The organism is Vicinamibacterales bacterium, assembly GCA_036496585.1.
Taxonomy (GTDB): Bacteria; Acidobacteriota; Vicinamibacteria; order Vicinamibacterales; family 2-12-FULL-66-21; genus JAICSD01.
Window position 1 is genome coordinate 93,802 of sequence record DASXLB010000071.1, and the last position, 13,259, is coordinate 107,060.

Annotated in this window: 7 protein-coding genes; 4 read left to right on the forward strand and 3 right to left on the reverse strand. The window is 66.2% G+C overall.

Features of this window, described 5'->3' with window-relative positions; translation table 11 throughout:
- Positions 1–114: 114 nt before the first annotated feature.
- Complete coding sequence (locus VGI12_20460; GenBank protein ID HEY2435054.1) at positions 115–2,232, forward strand: tetratricopeptide repeat protein; 2,118 nt, start codon at positions 115–117, stop codon at positions 2,230–2,232.
- A gap of 144 nt (positions 2,233–2,376) precedes the next feature.
- Here the strand turns inward: VGI12_20460 and VGI12_20465 are convergent, their stop codons facing one another.
- From VGI12_20465 to VGI12_20475, 3 genes are all read right to left on the reverse strand, one after another.
- Entirely contained in the window at positions 2,377–6,099 is a 3,723-nt protein-coding gene (locus tag VGI12_20465; GenBank protein ID HEY2435055.1) for a carboxypeptidase regulatory-like domain-containing protein, read from the reverse strand.
- 294 nt (positions 6,100–6,393) lie between these two features.
- Positions 6,394–7,164: a 3-oxoacyl-ACP reductase family protein gene (locus VGI12_20470; GenBank protein ID HEY2435056.1), complete on the reverse strand. Its 771-nt coding sequence runs from the start codon at positions 7,162–7,164 to the stop codon at positions 6,394–6,396.
- Between the two features lie 83 nt (positions 7,165–7,247).
- Positions 7,248–8,519, reverse strand: a complete 1,272-nt coding sequence (locus tag VGI12_20475) for an MFS transporter (protein ID HEY2435057.1) — start codon at positions 8,517–8,519, stop codon at positions 7,248–7,250.
- 61 nt (positions 8,520–8,580) lie between these two features.
- Between VGI12_20475 and VGI12_20480 the strand changes: the two genes are divergently transcribed.
- The 3 genes from VGI12_20480 to VGI12_20490 form a co-directional block, all read left to right on the forward strand.
- On the forward strand, positions 8,581–10,311 hold the full coding sequence (locus VGI12_20480; GenBank protein ID HEY2435058.1) for an IlvD/Edd family dehydratase: 1,731 nt from the start codon (positions 8,581–8,583) through the stop codon (positions 10,309–10,311).
- Between the two features lie 142 nt (positions 10,312–10,453).
- A complete protein-coding gene (locus VGI12_20485) occupies positions 10,454–12,097 on the forward strand; it encodes a PQQ-dependent sugar dehydrogenase (protein ID HEY2435059.1) in 1,644 nt (547 codons plus the stop codon).
- A 46-nt stretch (positions 12,098–12,143) separates the two neighbouring features.
- A partial coding sequence (locus VGI12_20490; protein HEY2435060.1) for a hypothetical protein occupies positions 12,144–13,259 on the forward strand: 1,116 nt, incomplete at its 3' end.

The following is a 13,259-nucleotide window of genomic DNA, read 5'->3' on the forward strand; positions in this document are numbered from 1 at the left end:
ATTCCCATGCGCCGAGCTTCGCCCCACCTCACGGCCGATACGCGCGAGGGCTCGAGCGCGCGTTGATGCCGCGGGAGCCGAACGCGTGAAGGCTGCTACCATGCCGGGAATTCCATGGACGTACGCATCGACGCACGCCGCTCGGCGGTGGCCGGCATGCTCGGGTTTGTTGCTTGTGTTTTCATCGTGCTGATCGCCGCATACGCGCCGGCTCTGCACGGCACGATGCTCTGGGACGACGATGGGCACCTGACGCGGGCTGGGCTGCGGTCGTGGGCCGGTCTGGCGCGGATCTGGTTCGAGCCCGGGGCGACGCAGCAGTACTATCCGCTCGTTCACTCTGCGTTCTGGCTGCAGGCGCTTCTGTGGCACGACACGTTCCTCGGATACCACCTGGTGAACGTCATCCTGCACGGCGTCTCCGCCAGCCTGCTCGTCGTGTTTCTCAGGCGTCTCGAGATACGCGGCGCGCTGGTGGCGGGCGCGATCTTCGCGCTGCATCCCGTCCAGGCCGAATCTGTCGCCTGGATGACGGAGCTCAAGAACACGCTGTCGGGCGTCTTCTACATGGCGGCGGCGCTGGCCTATCTTCGCTACGATCGGCAGCGCGACCCGCGAAGCTACCTCGTCAGCCTGACGCTGTTCTTCTGCGCGCTCGCGAGCAAGACGGTGACAGCGACTCTGCCGGCGGCGCTCCTCGCCGTGTTCTGGTGGCGACGCGGCTCGCTCGACTGGCGGCGCGACGTCCGCCCCCTCGTGCCCTTCCTCGCGCTGGGTGCGCTGGCGGGCGTGACCACGGCCTGGGTGGAGAGGACCTTCATTGGGGCGCGCGGCGCCGATTTCACCCTCACGCCGATCGAACGCCTGCTGGTGGCCGGCCGCGCGGTGTTGTTCTATGCAGGGAAGGATCTCTGGCCGGTCAACCTGACGTTCATCTATCCGCGCTGGAACGTGAGCCAGGACGTCTGGTGGCAGTACCTCTTTCCAGCCGCGGTCGTCGTCATGCTCCTGGCCGGCTGGGCGGTCCGCCGGCGATCGCGCGCGCCGCTCGCCGCCGCGGTCGTCTTCTGCGCCACGCTGGGCCCGGCCCTCGGATTCGTCAACGTCTATCCGTTCCGTTACTCGTTCGTCGCCGACCATTTTCAGTATCTGGCGTGCGCGGCGGTGTTCGTGCCCGTGGCCGCCATGCTCACGAGTCTGGCACTCCGCGCCGGTCTCACGGCGATGGTCGCCGAGCGTGTGCTCTGCGTGGTGATCATCGTGCCCCTGGCGCTCGCCACACACGCCGAAGCCCGCAAATACGCCGACGGCGTCACGCTCTACGCCGTCACGCTTCAGCAGAACCCGGGATGCTGGCTCTGTCTCGAGAATCTCGGGGTGGCCGCGCAACGCGAAGTGCCGCCGCAGCGCGAGCGCGCGATCGAGTCGTTCCGCGCGGCGCTGCGCATCAATCCGACGGACGCCCAGCTGCACAACAATCTCGGCACGACGCTGATGGAGCTCGGGCGCCTCGACGAAGCGGTCGCGGAACAGCGCCAGGCCATTCGCTTTGCCCCCGGGTATGCCGAGGCGTACGGCAATCTCGGGGTCGCGCTGCACAAGCTCGGACGCCAGGACGAAGCGGCCGCCGCCTATAGGACCGCGCTGGAGATCAAACCCGGCCTCACCTTCGCGCGGACCAACCTGACGATTCTCCTGGCTCAGACCGGACACGGTGAGGAGGCCAGGACGCAGCTTCAGGGCGCCGGCGGCGGTCAGGCCACGGACCCGGGCGCGCCGGCCGGTGCCACCGCCGTCCAGCTCGGTGACGCCTCGACCGCCGTCGGCGAGTACGCCGCGGCGGCTGCCCACTACCGGGACGCGCTGACCCAGGGTGGCGATACTCCGGCGACCCGCATGAAGCTCGGAATCGCCCTCGCCCGCAACGGGGCCTTTGCAGACGCGGCGGCTCAGCTCCGTCTGGTCGTTCAGGCAGCGCCTCGTGACGCATCGGGGCACGCCAACCTTGCGAACGTCATGATGTCGCTGCAGGACTTCGAGCACGCGATCGTCGAGTTCCAGGCGGCCCTGGCGCTCGATCCGAGGGTGGCGACGGTCCGCAACGATTTCGGCGTCGCGCTCGCACGCACGGGACGCCGGAACGAGGCCATCCAGCAGTTTCAGGAAGCGCTGCGCCTGGATCCGGACTACGCGGCGGCACGAGCGAATCTCGCCAGGGCGACCAGGAAGTAGCTCCGCAGCGTCCCGCCGCGGATGATCCCCCTAAAATGAAAACGGCGGGTGAGGACCAGCCCCACCCGCCGTTCGATTGTCGCGCCCGCGATGCGTCGCGGGCGCGTGTCCGGAGTCCGGGAGGCCGAAGCCCCCCGGCGATCCTTAGAACTGGAAGCGAACCTGCAGCATCATCAACCGGTTGTAGTTGGTGCCGAGGCCCGCTTCGCCGCCGAGGTTCTGTGCGGCGGTGGCCGCGCCGAAGCCTGCGGTGCGCGGCGTCAGGCGCGCTGAGTTCAGCGAGCCGTCCGCGTTGTACTGGTTGTTCACGATCGTCTGGTTGGTCGGGCTTGTATAGGTGACCGTCGACGAGCGCGTGTTGATGTTGTAGGTGTTGAACAGGTTGAACACGTCCATGCGGAACTGGAGGTTCCGCTGGCCGCCCAGCCGGACGTTCTTGGCCAGGGCCATGTCGGTCTGCTTGATGAAGCAGCCGCGCAGGATGTTACGACCCGACTCCATGCCGACCGAACCCGACTGCGGGCCGCTGACGGCGGAGACGTTGAACTGTCCGTACTGGTTGTCCGAGCAGCCGCCGCCCGGATCGCCCACGTAGGCGATACGGCCGTTGAAGTCGGGCGAACCCGTGATGTTCACGTTGCCGCCGTTGGCGTTGTACGAGTAGCCCAGGTCGTAGGCCGTGCCCGACGTGCCGGTGAACACACCCGAGACCTGCCAGTCGTTCAACACGTAGCCGAGCGCCTTCATCGCGCCGGCGTCGGACCCGTGGAGCTTCGGAATGTCATACAGGCCGTTCAGCTTGACGACATTCGGCCGAAGATCGAGGGTGTTGTTGAGCGCCTCGTAGGCAGCCTGGTCGGCGCGCGGGGCGAAGGAACCATCGGCGTTGTGCTGCAAGCGCAGCAGCAGGCCGGTGTTGCCCGTGAACGACAGGCCCCGCGTGTAGTTGGCGCCGAACGCGAAGCTATTGCGATAGCGACGGTTCAGCGTGAACTGCAGCGAGTGGTAGGTGTCGTGGAACGCTGTCTCGTTCTCGTTGATCGTGCTCAGTCCGTGGAACGGACGAAGCAGGTTCGTCGTGTAGGCGTTCGCCCCGGGCACCGCGCTGACGCCCTTGGTCGGATCCTGGTTCGACGCCAGGAATGCCGCGCCGTAGTCGACAGCGTTGAGGTTGACGGTGCTGCCGCCCTGGAACGCGCCCATGCGGTTGTAGCCATGGTTGCCGACGTAGGCGACGGTCAGCGCCGTCGACCAGGGCAGAGCCATCTGGATTTCCGAGTTCCACTGAATGGACGCCGGAACCTGCGCGTCGTACTGGAACGTGACCAGCGCCGGAACCGGCTGCGGGCTGAGGCCGGATCCGCTGCCGACGTTCTGCAGCTGTCCGGTGAGCAGGTTCTGCGACGTCGAGATCGGCGGGTTGCCGGGGATCGAGAAGACGGTGTTGCCGTCCGGACGATCGTAGAACCAGCCGCCGCCGCCGCGGACGACGTACTTCTGGGTCCCGGTCAGGTCGTAGGCGTAGCCGAAGCGCGGCCCGAACACGACTGCCGGCCAGGTGTAGCCGTACTTCGAGATGCCGTTACCGGCCTGGATGATGCCGTTCGTCGCGGCATTGCCCGTGCCAGGAATCGGCGTGCCGATCAGCGCCTGGGTGTTCAACGCACCCGGCACCGAGATGACCTGGCCATTGCGCGGATCCATCGCGTTGAGCGCATTGCCCGTGCAGGTGGTCGAGCCGTTGTTGCAGCCCGAGACGTAGAGTGTCGGAGCCGCCGCCACCGAGTACTTATCGGGGAAGAAGTTCGACATCTGCTGGAACTGGTCGTACTGCGGCTGCTGGTGGGTGAGGCGGACGCCGTAGTCGAGCGTCAGGCGGCTGTTCACCTTCCAGTTGTCCTGCAGGTACCCTTCCGTGTTGTTGTAGAGCATCGAGCCTTCGGTGAAGTTCGACGCCTGGAGGTACTGGTTGTAGACGCCGGTCAGCGCGTTGGCGTAGCCAAAGCCGGTGTCGACCGGGCTGTTGGTGTTCTGGCCGAAGTCCACGAAGCCCTGGAACGACAGGTTGGCGATGCCGCCGGCCCCGACGTTCTGCGCCTTGAAGCTGTGGTTGTTGTAGAACCCACCCTTCAGCGTGTGGTGACCGGAGATCTTGGTCACGGCGACCGAGAAGTCCTGCGTGCGGTTGATGTTCAGCCAGCCGGGATAGCGCTGGTTCGGCGGCGCCGCGCCGATGAGCGAGCCCCACCCGAAGACGGGCGGCAGGTTGACGCTCGTGCCATCCCAGAACACCGGCTTCTCAGCCTGCATGACCCCGTAGGCATATGAGCCGGTCGGAATCACACCCGCGTTGGGATAGAGCAGGGGGAAGCTCGCGAGGCCGTTCAGGCGGTTCGCCGAGTCGTTGACGAGGATACCGCCCTCGTTGCCGCCGGCCAGCTCGTTCTTGATCATCCCGTAGTTGCCTTCGAGGAACGTGGTCGAGTTGATGACCCAGTTCACCGTGCCGCCGAGATTGGTGATCGTCGGATACGGCACGTAGGCGTCAGTAAAGCCGGGGATGAGACCGGGCTGGACCAGGTTTTTCTGCAGCTGGCCCGAGTACTTGCCGCTGAAGCGCAGCTTCGGCGACATCTGATAGTCGAGCTTCACCGCAGGCTGCTGCGTCAACTGGTTGGTCGACGGCGCGTTGATCTGGTAGTTGTAGTTCGTGCCCTTCGTCTGGGTCACGTTCGGCTGCGGGTAACGATTGAGGATGGTCTGACCGAGCGAGTAGAACGAGCTCGCCGGGATCACGTTGTTCGGATACGGCTGGCGGGTGACGGGATCCAGCAGCTGCGGGATCGGGTTGCCGTTGTTGTCCAGCGAGTTGGTGAAGACGCCCGCGCGCTCGTCCGCCGTCGGCACGCGCAGGCGGATGACGTTGCCGCCGTTCGTGTAGGTGGTGGCCGGCACGTACTGGTGGCTGTAGAAGAAGAACAGCTTGTTATTGCCGCCGGGCTTGCCGATGGGACCGCCGATCGAGTAGCCCAGCGTCTTCGCCGTCGCCGCGACCTTCTGGTCGCCGTTCTTGGTGTTCGCCCAGGTGTTGGTGGCCCAGTCCGAGTTGCCGAGGATGTCGAACGCCGATCCACGGAACTTGTTGGTGCCGCTCTTGGTCACCGCGGTGATCTGCAGGCCAGACGACCGGCCGAACTCCGCCTGATACCCCTGCGTCAGCACCTTGACTTCGGCAATCGACTCAACGTTCATGTTGAGCATCTGGCCGTTGTTGCCGGTGTCCATCGCCGAGACGCCGTCCATCATGATGTTGTTCTGGCCGGCGCCGCCGAGACGGGTGCCGCCCGCCGAGTTGCCGCCACCGACCACGCCCGGCGTCAGCGAGACGACCGAGGTGAAGTTGGTGTGGTTGATCGGCAGGTGCTCGATCTGCTCGGTCGCGACCGCGAACGAGCGCTCGCCCGACTGCGCCTGAATCATCGGCGATTCAGCCGCGACGTTGACCGTTTCAGTCGCGCCACCGACTTCCAGTGTGACCGACGGCACGACGACGCGCTCGGCGCCCGACACCTGGACGTTCTTGCGCTGCAGGGTCTTGAAACCCTCCATGGTCACTTCGACGGTGTAGGTATCGCGAGCCACGTTGGGGAACACGTAGTCGCCGGTGCTGTTGGTCACCTGCGGCTGCGATTTCGTTCCCTGGGTCTCGCTGATCAACACCACCGTGGCGCCAGGGATAATTCCTCCCTGGGCGTCTTTCACGGTGCCGGCGATCGTGCCGGTGGTGATCTGCGCGCGGGCGGGTAATGCCGCCATCGCGAGCAGGCCGAGTACGCTGAGTACTCGGGCGGTCCGCTTTCTGATCATGAAGCTCCTCCCGTTGCTTACACTGAACGACGACAGACAACTCAAACCCGTAGTCCAATCGATCCGGCAAACGATTGCAGAAACCTACGGGCAGGAGTTGATCGGGGATAGTAGTCGTGTAATGCGTGGAGTGCAAGCGAGAAATGCAGGGGGCTCATGACTGGAACCCCCTGCCTGCGAAGGATTTAATACGCTCAGGTCATAGCCGGGGCCGGTCGGCGGCCCGCCGGCTGACCGCCAGAACTGAAATGCATCGGTAACATCCAGATTCGGCGGCAGTTAAGGTCCAGCTTGTTAGCGTGCCGTCCAGCCCCCGTCGATGAACAGGGCCGATCCGGTCATGAACGACGAGGCATCGGAGGCCAGGAAGACCACCGCCCCCGTCAGCTCCTCGAGCTCCCCCCAGCGTCCCATCGGGATGTTCGCGACGAACTGCTGGTAGGCCTGGGGGTCGTTGAGCAGCTGTCGGTTCATGTCAGTGGCGAACGGCCCGGGGCAGATCGCGTTGCAGGTGACCCCTTTTCCCGCCCATTCGAGCCCCCAGACCCGCGTCAGTCCGAGCACCCCCGCTTTCGACGAGGCGTAGGGCGTCCGTCCCGGCAGCCCGATCACTGAGAGGATCGAGGCCAGATTGACGACCCGTCCCCAGCCTTTCTTGAGCATGCCGGGCGCGAACGCCTTGGTGCACAGGAAGGGCCCCTTCAGGTTGGTGTCGATGACGCTGTCCCAGTCGGCTTCCGACAACTGATCAAGGGTGCCGCGGATGTTGGTGCCGGCGTTGTTGATCAGGATGTCGACGTCGCCGCAGGCGGCCTGGACGTCCGCCAGGAGCCGCTGCACGTCCGCCGCGACCGTCACGTCAGCGGCGAACGCGCGCACCGTGCGTCCGGTGGCGCCCGCGATCTCGCCCGCCGCCGCCTGGCAGCTCTCGAGCGTGCGCCCGGTCAACGCGACGTCCGCCCCCGCTTCGGCCAGCGCCGTCGCCATGGTCTTCCCCAAGCCGCGCGCGCCGCCGGTGACGAGCGCGGTCTTGCCGTTCAGATTGAATCGATCGAGTACGGCCATGCGAGCTCCTCGAATGTGGAAATGCGGAGATGTGGAGATGTGGAAATGTGGAAGGTGCCGAACATTTCCACCTTCCCACATTTTCAAATTTCCGAATTATTCGTCTCCAACGGCGTCTGCGCGTCGATGAAGAGCCAGCAGACGCCGCCCAGCAGGTAGATCGCCGACGAGAGATAGAACGTCAGCGCCCAGTTGTTGTTGGTGTAGGTCAGGATGTAGCCGATCGCCAGGGGCGACAACGCGCCGCCGATGTTGCCGAACATGTTCATCGATCCCGACACGGTGCCCGAGTTGCGGCCGCCGATGTCCATGCAGCCCGCCCACGCGGCCGGCATGACGAAATCGTTGAAGAAGCCCGCGAGGCCGAGCAGCAGCATCGCGCGCACCGGATCGGCGATCTGGAGGAAGGCCACAATCGACGCAGAGGCGCCGGCGAAGCCGATGACGGCGACGCTGCGGCGGGCCAGGCGGAGGCCGATGCGCCGGGCGAGCCTGGGAATGATCTGGGCGCTGATCAGGGAGCCGATGCCGCCGAGCAGCAGCGGCAGCGACGACAGCAGCGCGCCGAATTTGACGCCGGTGTGCCGGGCCTCGCGCAGATACGTCGGCAGCCACGTCACATAGAAATACCACCCGTACGACAGACAGGCGTACTGCAGGCAGAGCAGCACCACCGAGCGGCTGCCGACGATCCGTCCCCACGGCGTCTGGCCGCCGTGCGCGGTCTCGGCGCGCGTCGGCATCAGCGCCAGCTCCGCGGCGTTCACCGACGGGTGCGTGCCCGGATCGTCCCGGAACCAGCTGAAGAACGCGATCGCCCACACGAGACCGACCACGCCGAAGAGCTCGAACGCGCGGCGCCACGACATCAAATCGAGCAGGTAGGCGACCACGAGCGGCGTGAAGGCGCCGCTCCAGCGCGCCGCCAGCCAGAGCAGGCCCTGCGCCCGGTCGCGCTCGGTCTTGGGCAGCCAGGTCGTGAAGATGCGCGTCAGGTTGGGAAAGCAGCCGGCTTCGCCCGCGCCGAAGAGCGCCTCCGTGGCGATGAGCGACGTGGCGTTCCACGTCGAACCGACCGCCGCCGTGAAGAACGACCACCACAGGACGATGCGCATCAGCACACGCCGCGGCCCGATCCGATCGCCGAGCCTGCCGCCGGGGATCTCGAAGAGCGCATACGCGAACACGAAGGCGGACAGCGCCCAGCTCATTTGCACTTTCGAGAGGTGCAGATCGCGCTGAATCGCCGGCGCCGCCTGCGAGATGCCGACGCGGTCCAGATACTGAATGACCGCGAGGGACATCGCGAACCCGACGGTCACATAACGCGCGCGCGTCGGACGGAGCGGAGTCATCGGACCGAGATACTGACACAGCTTTCGTGTCCCGCCTAGACGGGTTAGACTTCACGCATTCATGGATCCTAAATTCGCCGGCAAGACCTTTCGATCCCGCGCCTGGTTCGGCAAGCGCGACAAGGACGGCTTCATTCATCGCTCGTGGCTCGGCCGCACGCTGCCGCTCGACGCCTTCGACGGACGCCCGATCATCGGCATCTGCAACACCTGGTCGGAGCTGACGCCGTGCAACGCGCACTTCCGGGTCATCGCCGAGCACGTCAAGCGCGGCGTCTGGGAAGCCGGCGCCGTGCCGTTCGAATTCCCGGTGACCTCGCTCGGCGAAACGAGCGTCCGCCCGACCGCGATGCTCTGGCGCAATCTGGTCAGCATGGACGTCGAGGAGTCGATCCGCGCCAATCCGATCGACGGCGTCGTGCTGCTCTGCGGCTGCGACAAGACCACGCCGTCGCTGGTGATGGGCGCGGCGAGCTGCGACGTGCCCACCATCGTCGTCTCGGGCGGCTCGATGCTCAACGGGCACTACCGCGGCGAGACGATCGGCGTCAGCCACATCTGGAAGTTCGCCGAGGAGGTCAAGGCCGGGCGCATGACCGAGCAGGAGCTCGTCGACGCCGAGCCCTGCATGTCCCGCTCGACCGGCACCTGCGCCGTGATGGGGACCGCCAACACGATGGCGATCGTCGTGGACGCGCTCGGGCTGTCGCTGCCGCACAACGCCGAGATCCCCGCCGTGGATTCGCGGCGCTACGCGCTCGCCCACGAAGCCGGACGGCGGATCGTCGACATGGTGGTCGACGACGTGCGGATCTCGAAGATCCTGACCCGCGAAGCGTTCGAGAACGCGATTCGCGTCAACGGCGCGGTCGGCGGATCGACGAACGCGGTGATCCACCTGCTGGCGACGGCGGGCCGGGTCGGCGTGCCGCTGTCGCTCGACGACTGGGATCGTCTCGGCCGCGACGTACCGACGCTGGCGAACGTGATGCCGTCGGGCAAGTACATGATGGAGGACTTCTACTACGCGGGCGGGCTCCTGCCGGTGATGCGCACGCTCGCCGAGCACGGTCTGCTGCACAAGTCGGCGCTCACCGCGAACGGCCGCACCCAGTGGGAGAACTGCCGCGACGCCCCGACCTACGATCCCGAGATCGTCCGTCCGTGGGGCAACCCGCTCGTGTCGCACGGCGGCATCGCGGTGCTGCGCGGCAATCTCGTCCCGACCGGCGCCGTGATCAAGCCGTCGGCCGCCTCGCCGCATTTGATGAAGCACCGCGGCCGCGCCGTCGTGTTCGAGAACATCGAGCACTACAAGCAGCGCATCGTCGATCCGCATCTCGACGTCGACGCGACCTGCGTGCTCGTCCTGAAGAACTGCGGCCCCAAGGGCTACCCTGGTATGGCCGAGGTCGGCAACATGGGCCTGCCGCCGAAGATCCTGCAGCAGGGGATCGAGGACATGGTCCGCATCTCAGACGCGCGGATGAGCGGCACGGCGTACGGGACAGTCGTGCTGCACGGCTCGCCGGAAGCGGCGATCGGCGGCCCCCTGGCGCTCGTCCAAGACGGCGACATGATTGCGCTCGACGTCGAGGCGCGCACGCTGCAGCTCGAGGTGAGCGATGTCGAGCTGGCGCGCCGGAAACAGGCATGGCAGCCGCCGGTGCTGCCGGTGCCGGGCGGGTATCAGCAGCTCTACGTGGAGCACGTGTCGCAGGCCGATACGGGGGCCGACTTCGATTTTCTGGTCGGGTGTCGCGGCCACCAGATTGCGCGTGAGTCGCATTAGCGGGGCGCCGGGTGCGAGATGCGGCGTGCGAAACGGCAACGCGCGGGGCGCGAGGGGCGATAACCGGCTCTTCCGCGCGTCGGTCGCTCGCGCCTCGCTGTAAACGATTACTGGCGCGAATGGCGTAGTAGGCGAGGAATCTATGATTTCGAACAGGCTGGCTCTCGGCGCAACCGTTCTCCTCACCGCCTCCATCGGACTGCATGCGCGGCAGCAGCCGCAGCCGCCCGCGATGCCGCCGGCGGGCCCACCGACCGTCGGCATGCCGCCGCAGGGGACTCCGGGCGCGCCGCAGCGCGCCGGCGCGCCGGGTCGAGGCGGCGGACGCGGCAATCCGATGGCCGCGAAGTTCACCGAGACGTGCCTCGCCTGCCACGGTAACAGCACCGCGAAGGGTCCGGTCGGCCCGAGCCTCTTCGACGAGGAATGGATCCACGGCGGCGACGACGACGCGATCGTCAAGAGCATCAAGGAGGGCTATCCCGATAAGGGGATGCCGTCGTTCGTCGGCCAGATGACCGACCCCGAGATCTGGCAGATGGTGGCCTACATCCGGACGCAGGCCGCCAACCTGAAGGACAAGCCGGTCTACGTGCCCGATCCCGACGGTCAGATCATCAAGTCGGAGAAGCAGGCCTTCAAGGTGGAGATCATCGCGCGGAATCTCGAAACGCCGTGGGCGCTCGCGTTCCTGCCCGACGGCCGACTGCTCATCAGCGAGCGTCCCGGTCGCATCCGTATCGTCGACAAAGACGGCAAGATGGAGCCCGAGGGCGTGAAGGGGCTCCCGAAGGTGTGGGAGAAGCAGGACGGCGGCTTGTTCGACATCGAAGTCCATCCCGATTATGCGAAGGCCGGCAACGGCTGGATCTACATCTCGTACTCCGAGACGCTCGCCGGCTGGACGCCGCCGCCCCCGCCCGATCCGAACGCCGCGCCGCCGGCGCCGGCCCCGGGACAGGGTGGCCGCGGTCGCGGCCCGTCGAACGATCCGCCGTCGATGACGGTGATCATGCGCGGCCGGCTCAACGCCAGTAACGAGTTCGTCGATCAGCAGGTGCTCTTCCGCGCGCCGAAGGAGCTCTACAGCCAGACGAACGCGCACTACGGATCACGCTTCCTGTTCGACAAGCAGAACCACCTGTTCTTCTCGCTCGGCGAGAAGATGCAGATGGCCAACGCGCAGGATCTCTCCGTCGCCACCGGCAAGATTCACCGCATCAACGACGACGGCACGGTGCCGAAGGACAACCCCTACGTCGGCCAGCCGAACGTCGTCCAGTCGATCTGGAGTTACGGCCATCGCAATCCGCAGGGTCTCGCCTGGGATCCGGTGACGGGCCAGTTGTGGGAATCGGAGCACGGCCCGACCGGCGGTGACGAGATCAACATCATCGAGCCGAAGCACAACTACGGCTGGGGCGTGGCCACCAAAGGCGTGCAGCCGGGCATCACCAAGACCAGCGAGCCCGGCATGGACGACCCGATTCGCTACTGGACGCCGAGCGTGGCGCCGAGCGGCATCGTGTTCTACACCGGCACCAAGTATCCGGGCTGGAAGAACGATCTGTTCGTCAGCTGTCTCGCCGGCCAGCAGTTGAAGCGCCTCGAGATCAAGGACGGCAAGGTGCTGCACGAGGAACAGGTGTTCAACACCTTCGGGCGCGTCCACGATGTCATCCAGGGGCCCGACGGCCTGCTCTACGTGACGCTGCAGCTGCCCGGACAGGTGCTGTCGGCGTCGACGCCCGGGATGGTGGCGCGGCTGGTGCCGGTGAAGCCGTAGCGCAAGACATCCGTTCGGACCGTGCCGATTCAACCCCGGTAGCCCTATGAAGCGTGCTTCTGTCGTTCTTTCTCTCATCACCACGGGTGTGGTCGGCCTGGCGGCGGTCATCGCGGCGCAACAGGGCGCCGGCGGCACGGCGAAGGTCCCCGGCAACGCGTGGCCGCCCGCCAAGCCGCAGATGCCGACGTCGATCGCGCTGACGCCGCAGGAGGAGATGAAGACCTTCTCGCTCCCGCCGGGCTTCCATGCCGAGCTCGTCGCGTCGGAGCCGCTGATCGATTCGCCGATCCTCATGGACTTCGATGCCGAGGGCCGCTTGTGGGTCGTCGAGATGCCGACCTTCCTGCCCGACATGACGGGACGCGATTCGAAGGAGCCGCTCGATCGGGTCAGCGTGCTGGAAGATACCAACGGCGACGGCGTGATGGACAAGAAGACGGTCTTCGCCGACAAGCTCTCGGGGCCACGCGCGCTCAAGGTGCTCGAGCACGGCGTGCTCGTCGGCGACCCGCCGAACCTGTGGCTGATGAAAGACACCGACGGCGATCTCAAGGCCGATACCAAGGAGCTGGTCGTCAACACGTTCGGGAACCCGAACGGCGGCATCGAGCACAACGCCAACAGTCTGTTCTGGGCGATGGACAACGTGATGTACTCGTCGGAGCACGTCTTCGATCTGAGGTGGCACGACGGAAAGCTGGAGCCGCTGCCGTCGCTCAGCCGCGGCCAGTGGACCGTCTCGCAGGATGACGCGGGACGCGTCTACCGCAACGTCAACGACTCGCCGCTGTTTGTCGACTACACGCCGTCGCGCTATTTCATCCGCAATCCCAACGGCGTCAGGACGCGCGGTCTCTACGAGCTGCTGATCGAGCAGGCGGATGCGACGGTCTATCCCGTGCGCAGCAACCGCGGCGTGAACCGCGGCTACCGCGACCCCTTCTTCCGCGAGGACGGATCGTCGATCGTCATTCAGGGCGCGAGCGGCCCGACGATCTATCGCGGCGACGCCTATCCCAAGGATCTGCAGGGCAACGCCTTCATTCCCGATTCGCCGACCAATCTCGTCCACCGGATGGTCGTGACCGACGATGGAACGGGACGGCTGAAGGCGACCAACGGATACGCGCGCGGAGAGTTTCTCGCCTCGTCCGACGAG